This window comes from Tabrizicola sp. T46, assembly GCF_057219895.1.
This window is the reverse complement of the sequence record NZ_JBXVVV010000002.1, coordinates 700,368-714,403: the sequence shown is the minus strand read 5'-3', so window position 1 is coordinate 714,403 and position 14,036 is coordinate 700,368. Positions and strand designations below refer to the sequence as shown.

17 protein-coding genes are annotated in these 14,036 nt (G+C 65.5%); 7 read left to right on the top strand and 10 right to left on the bottom strand.

Annotated features, from left to right (window positions below; translation table 11 throughout):
• Positions 1-6: 6 nt before the first annotated feature.
• The gene (locus AC2D9V_RS11165) at positions 7-504 is read right to left on the bottom strand and encodes a glutathione peroxidase (RefSeq protein WP_484714143.1); all 498 of its coding nucleotides are present in this window, start codon (positions 502-504) and stop codon (positions 7-9) included.
• Positions 505-751: 247 nt separating this feature from the next.
• Between AC2D9V_RS11165 and AC2D9V_RS11160 the strand changes: the two genes are divergently transcribed.
• On the top strand, positions 752-1,183 hold the full coding sequence (locus tag AC2D9V_RS11160) for an NUDIX hydrolase (protein WP_484714142.1): 432 nt from the start codon (positions 752-754) through the stop codon (positions 1,181-1,183).
• 90 nt (positions 1,184-1,273) lie between these two features.
• Complete coding sequence (locus AC2D9V_RS11155) at positions 1,274-1,723, top strand: DUF1178 family protein (protein WP_484714141.1); 450 nt, start codon at positions 1,274-1,276, stop codon at positions 1,721-1,723.
• Between the two features lie 18 nt (positions 1,724-1,741).
• Here the strand turns inward: AC2D9V_RS11155 and AC2D9V_RS11150 are convergent, their stop codons facing one another.
• Both AC2D9V_RS11150 and AC2D9V_RS11145 read right to left on the bottom strand, forming a co-directional pair.
• Complete coding sequence (locus tag AC2D9V_RS11150) at positions 1,742-2,239, bottom strand: MarR family winged helix-turn-helix transcriptional regulator (protein ID WP_484714140.1); 498 nt, start codon at positions 2,237-2,239, stop codon at positions 1,742-1,744.
• 82 nt (positions 2,240-2,321) lie between these two features.
• On the bottom strand, positions 2,322-2,597 hold the full coding sequence (locus AC2D9V_RS11145; RefSeq protein ID WP_484714139.1) for an FAD assembly factor SdhE: 276 nt from the start codon (positions 2,595-2,597) through the stop codon (positions 2,322-2,324).
• A gap of 113 nt (positions 2,598-2,710) precedes the next feature.
• On the opposite strand from AC2D9V_RS11145, the gene AC2D9V_RS11140 reads away from it, so the two are divergent.
• Positions 2,711-3,913 carry a pyridoxal phosphate-dependent aminotransferase gene (locus tag AC2D9V_RS11140; protein WP_484714138.1) on the top strand — a complete coding sequence of 401 codons (1,203 nt, stop codon included), beginning with the start codon at positions 2,711-2,713 and terminating at the stop codon, positions 3,911-3,913.
• A 108-nt stretch (positions 3,914-4,021) separates the two neighbouring features.
• Positions 4,022-4,426 (top strand): hypothetical protein, encoded by a 405-nt coding sequence (locus tag AC2D9V_RS11135; RefSeq protein ID WP_484714486.1) that lies wholly within the window; start codon positions 4,022-4,024, stop codon positions 4,424-4,426.
• 75 nt (positions 4,427-4,501) lie between these two features.
• On the opposite strand, the gene AC2D9V_RS11130 is transcribed toward AC2D9V_RS11135, so the two are convergent.
• Positions 4,502-4,825, bottom strand: coding sequence for a 2Fe-2S iron-sulfur cluster-binding protein (locus AC2D9V_RS11130; protein WP_484714137.1), 324 nt, complete (start codon positions 4,823-4,825; stop codon positions 4,502-4,504).
• 116 nt (positions 4,826-4,941) lie between these two features.
• Between AC2D9V_RS11130 and AC2D9V_RS11125 the strand changes: the two genes are divergently transcribed.
• Together AC2D9V_RS11125 and AC2D9V_RS11120 are read left to right on the top strand one after the other, a co-directional pair.
• A complete protein-coding gene (locus AC2D9V_RS11125; protein ID WP_484714136.1) occupies positions 4,942-5,343 on the top strand; it encodes an OB-fold nucleic acid binding domain-containing protein in 402 nt (133 codons plus the stop codon).
• Between the two features lie 60 nt (positions 5,344-5,403).
• Positions 5,404-6,351 (top strand): cation diffusion facilitator family transporter, encoded by a 948-nt coding sequence (locus tag AC2D9V_RS11120; RefSeq protein ID WP_484714135.1) that lies wholly within the window; start codon positions 5,404-5,406, stop codon positions 6,349-6,351.
• An 81-nt stretch (positions 6,352-6,432) separates the two neighbouring features.
• Here the strand turns inward: AC2D9V_RS11120 and AC2D9V_RS11115 are convergent, their stop codons facing one another.
• The 6 genes from AC2D9V_RS11115 to rpiA all read right to left on the bottom strand — a co-directional run bounded on the left by AC2D9V_RS11115 (position 6,433) and on the right by rpiA (position 12,728).
• The gene (locus AC2D9V_RS11115) at positions 6,433-7,884 is read right to left on the bottom strand and encodes a DegQ family serine endoprotease (protein ID WP_484714134.1); all 1,452 of its coding nucleotides are present in this window, start codon (positions 7,882-7,884) and stop codon (positions 6,433-6,435) included.
• 218 nt (positions 7,885-8,102) lie between these two features.
• A complete protein-coding gene (locus AC2D9V_RS11110) occupies positions 8,103-8,291 on the bottom strand; it encodes a DUF2065 domain-containing protein (protein WP_484714133.1) in 189 nt (62 codons plus the stop codon).
• Positions 8,288-9,223, bottom strand: a complete 936-nt coding sequence (hflC, locus tag AC2D9V_RS11105) for a protease modulator HflC (RefSeq protein ID WP_484714132.1) — start codon at positions 9,221-9,223, stop codon at positions 8,288-8,290. The genes AC2D9V_RS11110 and hflC overlap by 4 nt, the downstream gene beginning before the upstream one ends.
• Positions 9,223-10,422, bottom strand: a complete 1,200-nt coding sequence (hflK, locus tag AC2D9V_RS11100; RefSeq protein WP_484714131.1) for an FtsH protease activity modulator HflK — start codon at positions 10,420-10,422, stop codon at positions 9,223-9,225. Before hflK ends, hflC begins: the two co-directional genes overlap by 1 nt.
• A gap of 74 nt (positions 10,423-10,496) precedes the next feature.
• Positions 10,497-11,855: a glutathione-disulfide reductase gene (gene gor / locus AC2D9V_RS11095; protein WP_484714130.1), complete on the bottom strand. Its 1,359-nt coding sequence runs from the start codon at positions 11,853-11,855 to the stop codon at positions 10,497-10,499.
• A gap of 84 nt (positions 11,856-11,939) precedes the next feature.
• Entirely contained in the window at positions 11,940-12,728 is a 789-nt protein-coding gene (gene rpiA, locus AC2D9V_RS11090) for a ribose-5-phosphate isomerase RpiA (RefSeq protein WP_484714129.1), read from the bottom strand.
• A 171-nt stretch (positions 12,729-12,899) separates the two neighbouring features.
• Between rpiA and AC2D9V_RS11085 the strand changes: the two genes are divergently transcribed.
• Complete coding sequence (locus AC2D9V_RS11085) at positions 12,900-14,021, top strand: baeRF11 domain-containing protein (RefSeq protein WP_484714128.1); 1,122 nt, start codon at positions 12,900-12,902, stop codon at positions 14,019-14,021.
• The last annotated feature ends 15 nt before the right edge of the window (positions 14,022-14,036 follow it).

The following is a 14,036-nucleotide window of genomic DNA, read 5'->3' as shown; positions in this document are numbered from 1 at the left end:
CAAGGGTCACGGCAGCATCGCCTCGATTGCCCCGGCGATCCGGCGGCTTTCGGGGCCGACGTTCGACCCGAAGGTGCCGGCAATGCTGCCATCGGGCGCGATCAGCACCTTGTTGAAGTTCCAGCGCGGGACAAATCCGGTCTCGGCCCGGACCCATTCGTAGAAGGGATGCGCCTCGGGCCCGCGGACCGAGGTGATCTCGGTCATCGGCAGGGTGATGTCGAAGGTCATGGCGCAGTATTCCTTGACCTCGGCCTCGGTGGCCAGTTCCTGCTCGAAATCGTTCGAGGGGACGGCAAGGATCAGGGCGTGGTCGCCAAAGCGTTCGTGGAGGTCCTGGAGCCCGTCGAACTGCCCGGCAAAGCCGCAGAGCGAGGCGGTGTTGACCACCAGAACCGGCTTGCCCTTCCAGTCGCCGAGGTCGATCTCGCCCCCGTCGATCGAGGCGAAGCGGAACCCGTCTGCCGCCATCGCTGGACCGGCCAGCAGGACGGCGATCAGCATTGTCTTGAGTGAAGCCACGACCAGACCCCCGGAAAGCGCATTTTCGATGCGCTTGACCTAATCCTTCGGCAGGATGGGTCAATTCCCCGGGAAACTTCTGTAAATGTTCTGTGATCCGTGCCATATTGCCCTTGAGGAACTCGAGCAGCGGTCAGACCTCGTAAGCAGGCGGCCAGGGTGGCGTGACATGGGTTGGCAAGACAAGGTTACGGCGAAGGATGCCGCTCGAGGCGGTAGCGGTGCACGCATGCAATACGGTGCCCTTTGCTGGCGTGAGACGGATGCGGGCGTCGAGGTGCTGCTGATCACAAGCCGCGACACGGGGCGGTGGATCATCCCGAAGGGCTGGCCGATGCCTGGCCTCGCCCCGGAGGCCACGGCCGCGCAGGAGGCCTGGGAAGAGGCCGGCGTTCAGGGCATGGTCAACCCGCTTTGCCTGGGCCGATACGGATACCACAAATGCCTGACGCCTGAGGCGCAGGTGCCTTGCGCAGTCGCGGTCTATGGCTTGCAGGTCAGCGAGATGGCCGACAAGTTCCCCGAGGCGGGTGAGCGTCAGCGCCGCTGGTTCGGGCAATCCACCGCCGCAACGCTGGTGAACGAGACCGACCTTGGCCGCCTGATCGGATCCTTCGTGCCGCCGCCATCAGGGCGCCTGTCCCCCATCGCGGGCGAGTGAGGCTGCACGGAAAGGTGCGGGTCACGGGTCATTGACCTTGGCCACGCAATCCTTAGCTATTCGGCAGGACCATGATCGCGAGCCAAAGGGATGATCCGCTATTCCCTGACATGCAAGGACGGACACAGCTTTGACAGCTGGTTCCAGAACGCCGAAGCTTTCGGCGCGTTGCAGGCTGCGGGGCAGTTGGCCTGTCCGGTCTGTGGCGCGGTCGATGTCGAAAAGGCGCTGATGGCCCCGGCCGTGGTACCGGGACGTTCGGTTACGGAGGCGGGAGCCAAGGAGCCGGCGGACCCGCCCTCACTGCGCGACGCGCAGTCCGAGATCGAGGCTGCGATTGCGGCCCTGCGCCGAAAGATCGAGGAAAACTCGGAATATGTCGGCCTGAACTTCGCCGCCGAGGCGCGCCAGATGCATGAGGGCGACAGCCCGGTGCGCGCGATCCACGGCGAGGCCCGGCCTGAGGAGGCGCGGAAGCTGATCGAGGATGGGGTGCCCGTGGCCCCCCTGCCCTTCCTGCCCACCCGGAAGGTCAACTAGGGCGCAAAGGGCGGCCCGTCAGTAGATGTAGCGGATCTGGTCACCCCAGTAGCGTTCCATCCGGCGCAATGCGGTGTTGACGTCATCAATGCCGGAGGCGTCGATGAGGTTCCGCCGCTCCATCCCTTCGGCATGGCGGGCGAAGAGGTCGGAGAGAAGGCCGCGGACATGGCGGCCTTTTTCCGTCAGCCGCACGCGGACAGAGCGACGGTCCACCTCGGACCGCTGGTGGTGCATGTAGCCAAGTTCCACCAGTTTCTTCAGGTTGTAGCTGACGTTCGAGCCCTGGTAATAGCCGCGCGTCTTCAACTCTCCCGCAGTCACCTCATTCTCGCCGATGTTGAAGAGGAGGAGCGCCTGGACGGAGTTGATCTCAAGTATCCCGAGGCGTTCGAAGTCGTCCTTGATCACGTCAAGAAGCAGCCTGTGCATGCGTTCCAGAAGGCCGAGGGTGTCCAGATAGCAGGACAGGAAGGCCTTTTGCGAGCCGTCCAGCACCGGGCTGTAGTGCGACATGGGAATCTCCACCTGCAAAGCCCGCACAGAATCAGCACAAACAGGAAACATTTGGTAAATTTGCGCCGATCGTGGCGGCCGCCTATTCGCCGCTGGCAAGCCTTTGACGCGCGAAATCGGCGATGCGGGACAGAAGCGGCACCACCCAGTCCGGCGGTGTGGACTGGCCCAGGATCCAGGCCATCAGGTCCTGGTCGTTTTCCAGGAGGAGCCGGTCATAGGTCGCAAGGTCCGCCGCGTCGAGGTCGGCCAGGTGTCGGTCGGCGAAGGGGCCCAGAACCAGATCCATCTCCTTGGTCCCGCGCCGCCATGACCGCATCTTCAGGCGTTTCAGGCGTGCTTCGGCCGTCTCGGTCATCGTGCTGCCGTTCCTGCTTGAACCCGTGCGGGCCGGACCCTAAGACAGGCCCGCAGAAAAGACTACCGGTGAAAACCGCAGCCTTGACCCAAATCCCGCGAAAGGGGCGACCCATGGCCTTCCTCTCCGACACGCTGGCGCGCGTCAAGCCTTCCCCGACCATCGCCGTGACCACCAAGGCGGCACAGCTTAAGGCCGAGGGGCGCGACATCATCGGTCTTGGCGCGGGTGAGCCGGATTTCGACACGCCGGTCCATATCCGCGAGGCGGCGAAACGGGCGATAGAGGCGGGCAAGACACGCTATACGGCAGTCGACGGGATCCCGGAGCTGAAGGCGGCGATCTGCGCGAAGTTCCTGAAGGAGAACGGGCTGACCTACACCCCGCAGCAGGTGTCGGTCGGGACGGGCGGCAAGCAGATCCTCTACAACGCGCTGATGGCCACCTGCAATCCGGGGGACGAGGTGATCATCCCCGCGCCTTACTGGGTCAGCTATCCGGACATGGTGCTTCTGGCCGGGGGCACGCCGGTGCCGGTCACCTGCGGGATCGAGACCGATTTCAAGCTGACGCCCGCGCAGCTGGAGGCGGCGATCACGCCGAAGACGAAGTGGTTCATCTTCAACTCGCCGTCCAACCCGACGGGTGCCGGCTATACGTGGGACGAGTTGAAGGCGCTGACCGATGTCCTGATGCGGCATCCGCATGTCTGGGTGATGTCTGATGACATGTACGAACACCTCGTCTTCGACGACTTCCGGTTCTGTACCCCGGCCGACGTCGAACCAGGCCTCTATGACCGCACGCTGACCTGCAATGGTGTTTCCAAGGCCTATGCGATGACCGGCTGGCGGATCGGCTATGCCGCGGGGCCGGTGGCGCTGATCAAGGCGATGGGGACGATCCAGTCGCAGTCGACCTCGAATCCCTCGTCGGTCAGCCAGTATGCGGCGCTTGAGGCGCTGACCGGCCCACAGGAGTTTCTTGCCGATTGGCGCCGCGTCTTCCAGGGCCGCCGCGATCTGGTGGTGTCGATGCTGAATCAGGCCAAGGGCATCCGCTGTCCGAAGCCGGAAGGGGCGTTTTACGTCTATCCCGACATCTCGGGCTGCATCGGCAAGGCGACGCCGGCGGGCACCGTCATCACGAATGACGAGGTCTTTGCGACGGCTCTGCTGGAAGAGACCGGCGTGGCCGTGGTCTTCGGCGCGGCCTTTGGCGTGTCGCCCAACTTCCGGGTCAGCTATGCCACCTCGGACGAGGTGCTGCGCGAGGCCTGCGCCCGCATCCAGCGCTTCTGCGCCGGGCTGGTCTAGTCGCGTTTCGGCAGCCCGGACCGCAATCCGGGTTGACGAGCGCGCGCCGGTCTTGAAGGAATGGGTGGCAGGCGCCCGATACCGCGGCGCGAGGGGCAGGCAGGGGCGATGACGGCGGAGCTTCCCGACTATTACTTCCGGGTGCGCGAGAATGGTGCGGCGGTGTTCCGCGTCAGTACCGAAAACCGCCAGCGCCGGATCGAGATGGACGAGATCGCGGTCGTCAACGTAAAGAACGGCAACATCAAGCCGCATGGCGATGTGGTGCTGTCGGAAGCGGACATGGCGGCGATCGAGAGCTGGATCGCGGACCGTCAGGCCCAGCTTGCGGCGCGCGAGGTGGATGACATCCTGCGCACGGTCGACCACCTGAACCTTACGGCGCAATGGGCGCAGTCGCGGGCGACGGATGAGCAGCTTGAGGCGGTGACAGACCGGCTCTTGCTGACGATGCACGACCTGCGGACGGTGCTGGTGCGCAAGAAGGCCGACCGTCTCGGCAAGAGCGACTAGCCCTCCTCGTGCGACTTCGTCTTCTCGTCGGCACGCCTGCAGCGAGGCGTAACGAAGTCGTCGACGAGCGAGGGTTCAGATCTGCTTTTCCGGCATCTGCACCCGCAGCCCATCCAGCTTGTCCGAGACCTTGAGCTGGCAGGTCAGGCGCGAGCGGACCGGGTCGGGGTTCCAGGCGAAGTCGAGCATGTCCTGCTCCATGCTGTCCTTGGCGGGCAGCCGGTCGACCCAGGCGGGATCGACATAGACATGGCAGGTGGAACAGGCGCAGGCACCGCCGCAATCGGCCTCGATCCCCGGAATGCCGTTGTCGCGCGCGCCTTCCATCACGGTCAGGCCGTTCGGCACGTCGACGACATGTTCCTTGCCGCCATGTTCCACGTAAGTGATCTTCGCCATTTCAGCCTCGTTCCGGTGCGTCGCTGGTGACATAGGCCAATTGTCCGGGCTTTGCCAGAGGGTGCGGGACGGGAAGCGGCTTGCCAAGTCCAGCCATTGTTCTACATTTGTTCCAAATGCAGCCTGCACCCGTCCACCCCTCGCAGCTTCGCCCCCTGCCCCGTCCGCAGACTGCCCTTCCGGCGGCGCGGCTGGGCGAGCCGCGCCAAGGCGCGCGGGTCACGGTGGCGGGGCTGGTGCTGGTGCGCCAGCGTCCGGGCACGGCGAAGGGGGTGATCTTCGTCACGCTTGAGGATGAGACGGGCACCGCCAACGTTGTGGTCTGGGCACAGACTTACGAACGGTTCCGCCGCGCGGTGATTGCGGGGCGGCTTCTGCGCGTCACGGGCCGGCTTCAGCGCGAGGCGGGGGTGGTCCATATCGTGGCGGAACTGATCGAGGATCTCTCGCCGCTTCTGGACCGCCTGCTTGATCCGGGCTTCCGGCCCGATGGCGTCCGGGCGGGCGATCAGCCCTGACCTTGACGGCAAGCCGCATGCGGGCAAGCCTGCCCCCATCACCGGGCAAGGGAGCGGCGGATGCGGCAGGTCGAGGTTCGCGGACGGCTGGAACAGCACCTTCTTGTCACCTCGATCGCGGCCACGCTGGTGATCGGGGCGATGGGCCTTGTCTTCGGCTTTCTGACCGGGTCCTTCGCCATCATGTTCGACGGGGTCTATGCCACAATCGACGCCAGCATGGCCGCCCTTGGCCTTGGGGTCGCGCGGCTGATTCTGAAGGACGCGCTGCGGACCGATGACGACGCACCGGGGGCGGTGCGCTATCAGTATGGCTTCTGGCACCTTGAACCGATGGTGCTGGCGCTGAACGCCACCATGCTGACCCTTGCGGCGGGCTTTGCCCTGGTCTCGGCGATCATGCTGATCCTGGAAGGCGGGACCGAGATCGAGTTCGACCTCGCGATCCCCTATGCGGTCATCGTCGCGGGCATCTGCTTTGCCATGGCCTGGCGTCAGCGCCGCCGGAACCGGGCGCTGGGTTCGGCCTTCGTGGCGCTTGATGCCAAGGGCTGGCTGATGTCGGGGTCGATCACCACGGCACTTCTGGCGGGCTTTCTGGCGGGCTACGCGCTCGAGGGCACGCGCCATGCCTGGATGATGCCCTATGTCGACCCGGTGGTGCTGGCGCTGGTCTGCCTCGTTGTGCTTCCCCTGCCCTTTTCCGACCTGCGTGAGGCGATGACCGGCATCCTGCGGATCGCGCCCGAGGACCTGGACCGCCATGTCCGCACTGTCGCGGCCGAGGCCAAGGCACGGCACGGGTTCGTCGATGACTATACCTATGTCGCCCGCGTCGGACGGGCGACGCTGATCGAGATCACCTTCGTCACCCCGCCCGGCTGGGACGTGCAGGGCATCGGCCAGCTGGACCGCATACGGCAGGAAGTGGGCGAGGCGCTGGGCGGCAAGGGCCCGGACCGCTGGCTGACCATCGCCTTCACCGAAGACCCGGACTGGGCTTTCTGAACGTGCCGGGTTGACGGCATGGCCACGAAAAAGGCGGCAGGGTCACCCCTGCCGCCCGGTCAGTGCCGCTGGCGTCCCCGATTATTCGATGGAGAGCGCCACGAAGCGTGGGTCGCCGCCGCGACGGATCAGAAGCAGGATCGACTTCCGCCCGGCATCCTTGGCTTCGGAAATACGGTCCTCGAGGTCCTGCAGGCGCACCACCTTCTGCTGGCCGGCCTCGGTGATGAGATCACCTTCGCGCAGGCCCTTGGTGAAGGCTTCCGAGGCCTGATCGACCCCGACCACCATCAGACCTTCGGCCGAAGCCTCGAGCCCAAGCCGTTCGCGCATGTCATTGTCCAGCGGTGCGAGCGTCAGGCCAAGCGTCTCCATCTCCTTCGGCTCTTCCGGCGTGGGCGACGAAGCCGGCATCGTCGCGGCTTCGGCTTCCTCGCGCCGGCCAAGCGTCACGGCCAGCGTCTCGGTCCGGCCTTCGCGCTGGATGATCACCGGCACCGCCTCGCCGATCGGCGCGTCGGCGACACGGCGGGTCAGATCGCCCGCATCCGCGACCGGCTGGTCATGGAACCGGGTGATGACATCACCCGCGACGATCCCGGCCTCCTTGGCCGGGCCGTCCGGCACGTCGGTGACAAGCGCGCCCGAGGCTTCGGCGAGGCCCATCGCCTCGGCAACGTCCGGCGTCACGTCCTGGATCCGTACGCCCAGCCAGCCACGGCGGGTTTCGCCGAACTTCTGCAACTGGTCCACGACCTTCGACACCACGTTCGACGACATGGAAAAGCCGATGCCGATCGATCCGCCGTTGGGGGACAGGATCGAGGTGTTCACCCCGATCACCTGGCCGTCCATGTTGAACAGGGGACCACCCGAGTTGCCGCGGTTGATCGCGGCATCGGTCTGGATGAAGTCGTCATAGCTGCCGGAAAGCTCGCGCCCGCGGGCCGAGACGATCCCGGCGCTGACCGAGAAACCCTGGCCCAGCGGGTTGCCCATCGCCATGACCCAGTCGCCCACGCGCATCAGGTCAGAATTGCCGAAGGTCACGAAAGGCAGGGGTTCTTCCGCCTCGACCTTCAGAAGCGCAATGTCGGTCTTGGGGTCGGTGCCGACCAGCTTTGCCTCAAGCTTCTTGCCCGAGAAGAACTCGATGGTGATCTCGTCCGCGCCTTCGATGACGTGGTTGTTGGTGACGATATAGCCGTCTTCCGAGATCACGAAGCCCGAGCCGAGCGCATCGGAGCGCTGCATTCCATTACCGCCCGGGGCGCCGAAGTCATCGAAGAAATCCTGGAACGGACTTCCTTCCGGGACCATGGGCATCCCGTCGGCCGGGGCAGCGATCATGGCAGAGGTGGTGATGTTGACGACCGAAGGGCTGATCTGCTCGGCCAGTTCGGCAAAGCTTTCGGGGGCGCCGAAGGCGTCGGCCTGCTGGGCCGGCGCGAGGCTGAGGCCAAAGCCCAGGACAAGCGCCAGAAGCGTGCTTGACCGCAGGGCGGAACGGATGGAGGGGGTCAGGTCGGGCACGAAGGAAACTCCTGTTCATCGTGAGCGGGGGTGCGATGCAGGCCCCTTTGCGGGTCTGTGTCGCCATATGTCGCAGCAGATAATGAAGCCAACCTTCATTGCAATTGTTGTCTGCGCGCCTCAACCGGAAGTGAAATCGCGTGTTGTGACGCAAAGGCAGGCGTCACGTCTTTTTTGAATGCCGGAGTGGAGGGCCGCCGCGCGCGGTTTTCGGCCGCCTAAGGGTGCCCGGAAAGCCAGATCAGACCGACGCCAAGCGCAAGCGCGACAAGGCCGATCAGCCGACGCCTGTCCTCCCCCAGCGTGAGGATCAGCCGCAGCGCGTCCTCCATGCGACGAGGGGCCAGTGCAAGCACCAGCCCCTCGACAGCAAGTACCAGTCCGATCGCAAGGACCAGAAAGCTCATGGCGAGGCGGGTGCCGCCGCCGTATCCGCCGCCGGTTCAACCGGCTCGACCGGCTCTGTCGCGGTGCCATCCACGCCAGCCCCGCGCAGATACGAGAAGAACTCACTGTCGGGCTGCATCACGATTGACGAGTTCGTGCCCTTCAGCGAAGCCTCGTAGGCCTGCAGCGACCGGATGAACCCGAAGAACTCGGGATCGCGGCCAAAGGCTTCGGCAAGAATCCGGTTCCGTTCGGCATCGGCCTCACCGCGGACCACATCGGCCTGACGCCGCGCGTCCGAGGTCAGTTCAACCACGGTCCGGTCGGCGGCCGCGCGCACGCGCTGCGCCGCTTCGCCACCGCGGGCGATTTCGTCGGCGGCCTCACGTTCGCGTTCGGCCCGCATCCTGGCGAAGGTCGCTTCCAGGTTTTGCACCGGCAGGTCGGTGCGAGTCAGCCGGACGTCGATGATGTCGATGCCAAGGTTCGCCGCCTGACGTCGCGCGATGTCACGGATCTGGTTCATCAGCGCCGTCCGGTCCTCGGACAGCACCCGGTTCGACGGAACCGAACCCAGCACTTCCTGGATCGCCGGGTTGATGATCCCGTCCAGCCGCCTAAGCGCCTGCGCCTCGGCCCCCGTGCCCACGGCTTCGCGGAAGCGGACAAGGTCGGTGATCCGCCAGCGGGCGAACGCATCGACGACGAGGCGGCGATCATCAAGCATGGTGACTTCGATCGGCGTCGTCGGCAGGCCAAGGATGCGGTCCTCGTAATAGACGACTTCCTGAATGAAGGGCAGCTTGAAGCCGAGGCCCGGCTGTTCGCGTACCTGGGTCACCTGACCGAATTGCAGGACGAGGGCCTTCTTCCGTTCATCGACGATGAAGATCGACGACAGGCCGACCACGATCAGCACGAAGACCGGAATGATGAGATACATCGGGCGCATCAGTTGGACCCTCCCGTCGTGCCTGCGGCACCCTGCGTGGTGGCTTGCGGGGATGTCATGCGTCCCAGTTCGTTCAGGGGCAGGAAGGGCACCACGCCCTGTCCGGCCGCCTCGCCTCCGGAGACGCCATCAAGGATGACCTTGTTCATGTCACCAAAGACCCGTTCCATGGTTTCCAGATAAAGCCGCCGACGGGTGACCTCGGGCGCGTTGACGTATTCGTTGTAGACGGAAACGAAGCGCGCCGCTTCACCCTGGGCCGAGTTCACGGCCTGGGCGCGGTAGGCCTCGGCCTCTTCCAGGAACTGCGCCGCAGCACCGCGGGCACCGGCGGTCACGCGGTTGGCGTAGGCATCCGCCTCTTTTTCAAGCGTGTCGCGCTGCTGCTGGGCCGCCTGCACTTCGCGGAAGGCGTCGATCACTTCGGCCGGGGGCTGGGCGCGCTGGAGGTTGACGCGGATCACCTGGATCCCGGCATTGTAGCTGTCGAGCGTCTCCTGCACCTGGGCCTGAACGTCGGCGGCGATCACGCCACGATCGCGGTTCAGGATCGGCGAAAGTTCCGACCTGGCCACGATGTCGCGCATCGCACTTTCGCTGACTGCCCGCATCGTGTCTTCGGGGTCGGCGAGATTGAAGAGGTACTTCTCGGGGTCAGAGATGTTCCAGACCACCTGGAAGCCGATGTCGACGATGTTCTGGTCGCGCGTCAGCATAAGGCCGCTCTCGCCTTCGCCCTGCCCAATCTCGGTGGTGCGTTCGCCGGTCACCTGAACCTTCTCAAAGGTCACCAGCGGCCAAGGCGCGAAGTTGAGGCCCGGATTGCCGACGCCCGAGCTTTCACCAAGGAACAGCTCGACCGAGCGTTCTTCGGGACGGACCGAGTAGAAGGACATGTAGGCCCAGACCGCCACCAGCGCGAGGGCGCCAAGGGCGATGCCCTGCCGCGTCACCACCGGCCCGCCGCCGCCGGCTCCGCCCCCGGGACCACCGCCGCCGCCGATACCGCCGCGGCCACGCCCGCCCATCAGGACGCGGAGCTGCTCCTGACCCTTGCGGACCAGCTGGTCGATCTCGGGGATCGGCGGACCCTCGCCACGACGTCCGCCGCGGCGGTCGTCGTCGTCGCCATTGCCCCGGTTCCGGTCGTCGCCGCCCGAACCGCCACCGCCGCCCCAGGGGCCGCCGCTTCCTGCCATGTGAAAGAACCTTTCTGTCGTCTTTTGCCTTAGCTGGTCATCCCGGCCCGGAAATCAAGCCATTCCGGCCCCGCTCAGCTGCTTCTTGTCGGTTTGCGCATCGTGACCAGCTCCTCGGCCATCGTCGGATGGACTGCACAGGTCCGGTCGAAATCCTCTTTCGTCGCCCCCATTCTTATCGCGATGGCAGCCAGCTGGATCATCTCGCCCGCTTCAGGTGCGACGATATGGCAGCCAAGGACCTTTCGGGTCGCACGGCTGACAATCAGCTTCATCAGCACGCGGTCGGGCTGGCCGGCAAAGGCGGTCTTCATCGGGCGGAAGGCCGTGGAATAGATCTCGATCGGTTCCTGCTCGCGGGCGGCCTCTTCACTAAGCCCAACCGAGCCGAGCTCGGGCCGGGTGAAGACGGCCGAGGCGACCAGTTCATGGTCGAAGGCCGTCGCCTTGGCGCCAAAGACCGTATCCGCAAAGGCATGCCCCTCGCGGATCGCGACCGGGGTCAGGTTGATGCGTCCGGTCACGTCGCCCACGGCATAGATCGACGGCACCCCGGTCTGGCTGAAACGGTCGACGACGATCTGGCCCTGGCGGCCTAGCGCCACGCCCAGTGGTTCCAGACCCAGCCCTTCGGTGTTCGGCCGACGGCCGGTGGCGTACATCACCAGGTCATAGACGCGGTCCGCGCCGTCGGTCGTGACTGCCCGAATGCCGTCAGACGTCTTCTCAAGCCGCATCACATCGGTGCCGCAGTGGATCTCGATCCCGCTGGCCTGCATCGCGTTCGAGACATGGCCCCGCGCCTCGTCGTCGAAGCCGCGCAGGATCTGGGCACCGCGGTAGATCTGCGTGACCTTCACGCCAAACCCGTTCAGGATGCAGGCGAATTCGCTGGCGATGTAGCCGCCGCCGACGACAAGCGCCCGCTCCGGCAGCCGATCAAGGTGGAACATCTCGTTCGAGGTCACGGCAAGTTCGGCCCCCGGGACGTCGGGGATGAAGGGCCGCCCCCCGGTCGCCACCAGGATATGCTTGGCGGTGAATTCGGTCCCGTCGGCAAGGCGCACCCGATGCGGATCGACCAGCGTGGCGCGGGTGTCGTGGATGGTGACGCCGGCATTTGTCAGCGTGTTGCGGTAGGCCCCTTCCAGCCGGTCAAGCTCGGCCTCAAGCTTCCTGCGAAACGCTGTCCAGTCAAAGGTCGATGGCCCGAGTGACCAGCCATAAGCCCGCGCCTCGGCGAACGTGTCTGGAAACCCGCTGGCGAAGACCATCAGCTTCTTCGGCACGCAGCCCCGGATCACGCAGGTGCCGCCCATGCGGCTTTCCTCGGCCAACCCGACCTTCGCGCCATGCTCGCCACTTGCGATGCGCGCCGCGCGAACCCCGCCCGACCCACCGCCAATGACAAAGAGATCGTAGTCGAAGCCCATCATCCGTCCCGGTTCGTTTCGCTCCGACACAGAGCTATGCGCCAGCGTCGGCAGTTGGAAGGGTCCGCCGCGCGGGCGGGTCGCTTATTCCTCGAGATTTGCGAAGATGTTCGAGCTTTGCGTGATATCGACTGCCGCATCCTCGATCCGGCCCGAGTTGATGTCGCGCACCGTGACGCGCCCGTCGCCGTTGCCGATCACGACAACGTCGCAAATGTCGATGAAAAGCCCGTTCTCGACCACGCCGGGGATCTGGTTCAGGACCAATGCAAGCTGCCGCGGATTGCCGATCCGCTTGAGGTGAAGATCGAGGATGTAATTCTTCTCGTCCGTCCGCAGCGGACGGCCCTTCGTCTTGCGGACCGAAACCTCGCGGTTCAGCACGTCAAGGCTGAAGAGGGTCTCTTCGATCAGCGCCTTCGTGGTCTGCCAGCCGAAGGGGATCACCTCGACCGGTAGCGGAAAGGCGCCCAGCTGCGCCACTTCCTTGGCCGCATCGGCGATCACGATCATCCGGTCGCTTGCCGTGGCCACGATCTTTTCCCGCAACAGGGCCGCCCCGCCGCCCTTGATCAGGTTGAGGTTGGAATCGAATTCATCCGCGCCGTCGATCGTCAGGTCCAGCCAGCGCACATCGTCCAGCGCAACGACCTTCAGGCCCAGCTCCTCGGCCAGCTCGGCGGTGCGCGCCGAGGTGGCGACGCAGGTGACCCTCAGCCCCTCGGCCTTCACGCGCTCGGCCAGACACCGCACCATCCAGGCCGCTGTCGACCCGGTGCCCAGCCCCAGTTTCATGCCATCCTCGACGAAATCGACCGACCGGCGCGCGGCGGCAAACTTGGCCTTGTCGATGGGCGAAAGCTCGGCGGTCATCGTCAGCTCCTCGGGAAAGGTCCGGCTTGGTTATAGGCAGCGCACCGGGCGAGCGCGAGGGAAAAAGAGACACCTCGACGATGTGCCGCTTGGAGGCCGGGGCTGTGTTCGTTAGCTTCGGTGCTGCAACCGAGGCCGCAATCCCTGTGTGCCCAGCTGGAGGTTAAACCCGTGCTCCACGTCGATCTGCCCACACGTTCCGAGATCCTGAACCTTGCATCGGCGCGAACGCAGCCCAGCGTCACCCTCTATCTTGCGACCACACCGCTGACCGAGGCCGCTCAGGCCGACCGGACCGAGCTGAAGAACCTCGGGCGCGAGGCGGTGGCGCAGCTTGAGGCAGCCGGCACCGACAAGCGCAGCATCTGGCCGATCGAGGCGGCACTTGACGAAATCGGCAGCGACGACGGCTTCTGGGCACATCAGGCCAACAGCCTTGCGATTTTCATCACGCCGGACAGCCTTCGGACCTTCCGTCTGCCCTCACGGCTGACAAGTTCGGTGCATGTTTCCGACCGCTTCCACATCAAGCCCCTCTTGCGCGCGGCGACCTTCGGGCAGGACGCCTATGTTCTTGCCATCGGCCGGGGCGCGGTCCGGCTGATCGAAGTCTCGGGCGACATGCCGGCCCACCCGGTACCGGTTCCGGGCCTGCCGCGCGACATGGCGGACGCGATCAACCGCAGAAGTCACACGCCCCGCGACCGCCCCGGCTACAGTGGCGAGGCGACCAGCGAAAACGCGCTTCTGACCCGATATGCCCGCGTGGTCGACGAGGCGCTGCGCCCGGTCCTGTCCGGCCATGAACGCCCGCTGATCATTGCCGCGGCCGAGCCGATGCAATCGATCTACCGTTCGGTCTCAAGCTATGCCCATACCGCGCAGACCGGGCTTGGCGGTTCGGCCGACCATACCCCCGACCACGTCCTTGCCAGCGAGGCAAGGGCAGTCCTCGACCAGCTCCACGCCGGCCAGATCGCCGAGCTTGCCGCGCTCTTCACCTTGCGCGAAGGCCAGGGCCGCGCGACGACGGACATCGCCCAGGCCGCCCGGGCCGCTACATTCGGCGCGGTCGATACGCTGATCGTCGATATCGACGTGACGGTTCCCGGCATGGTCGACGACGAAACCGGGGCGGTTAGCTTTTCCGACACCGATGATGCCGTGACTTACGGGGTGGTGGACGAGATCGTCAGCCGCGCGATGAAGTCGGGCGCCCGCATCGTATCTGCCCGCAAGGATGACGTGCCCGGGAACGGAGCGCTCGCGGCCATCCTGCGCTATCCGATGTGACGGGCGAAAACGGCC

Bases quoted from the DNA above. Each gene is read 5' to 3' on its own strand.
- AC2D9V_RS11120 (WP_484714135.1), top strand. From the start codon at position 5,404: ATGCGGCAGGTCGAGGTTCGCGGACGGCTGGAACAGCACCTTCTTGTC.
- hflC (WP_484714132.1), bottom strand. From the start codon at position 9,223: ATGCGCCCGATGTATCTCATCATTCCGGTCTTCGTGCTGATCGTGGTC.
- AC2D9V_RS11140 (WP_484714138.1), top strand. From the start codon at position 2,711: ATGGCCTTCCTCTCCGACACGCTGGCGCGCGTCAAGCCTTCCCCGACC.
- AC2D9V_RS11155 (WP_484714141.1), top strand. From the start codon at position 1,274: ATGATCCGCTATTCCCTGACATGCAAGGACGGACACAGCTTTGACAGC.
- AC2D9V_RS11145 (WP_484714139.1), bottom strand. From the start codon at position 2,597: ATGACCGAGACGGCCGAAGCACGCCTGAAACGCCTGAAGATGCGGTCA.
- hflK (WP_484714131.1), bottom strand. From the start codon at position 10,422: ATGGCAGGAAGCGGCGGCCCCTGGGGCGGCGGTGGCGGTTCGGGCGGC.
- AC2D9V_RS11160 (WP_484714142.1), top strand. From the start codon at position 752: ATGCAATACGGTGCCCTTTGCTGGCGTGAGACGGATGCGGGCGTCGAG.
- rpiA (WP_484714129.1), bottom strand. From the start codon at position 12,728: ATGACCGCCGAGCTTTCGCCCATCGACAAGGCCAAGTTTGCCGCCGCG.
- AC2D9V_RS11165 (WP_484714143.1), bottom strand. From the start codon at position 504: ATGCTGATCGCCGTCCTGCTGGCCGGTCCAGCGATGGCGGCAGACGGG.
- AC2D9V_RS11125 (WP_484714136.1), top strand. From the start codon at position 4,942: ATGCAGCCTGCACCCGTCCACCCCTCGCAGCTTCGCCCCCTGCCCCGT.
- AC2D9V_RS11150 (WP_484714140.1), bottom strand. From the start codon at position 2,239: ATGTCGCACTACAGCCCGGTGCTGGACGGCTCGCAAAAGGCCTTCCTG.
- gor (WP_484714130.1), bottom strand. From the start codon at position 11,855: ATGGGCTTCGACTACGATCTCTTTGTCATTGGCGGTGGGTCGGGCGGG.
- AC2D9V_RS11130 (WP_484714137.1), bottom strand. From the start codon at position 4,825: ATGGCGAAGATCACTTACGTGGAACATGGCGGCAAGGAACATGTCGTC.
- AC2D9V_RS11135 (WP_484714486.1), top strand. From the start codon at position 4,022: ATGACGGCGGAGCTTCCCGACTATTACTTCCGGGTGCGCGAGAATGGT.
- AC2D9V_RS11110 (WP_484714133.1), bottom strand. From the start codon at position 8,291: ATGAGCTTTCTGGTCCTTGCGATCGGACTGGTACTTGCTGTCGAGGGG.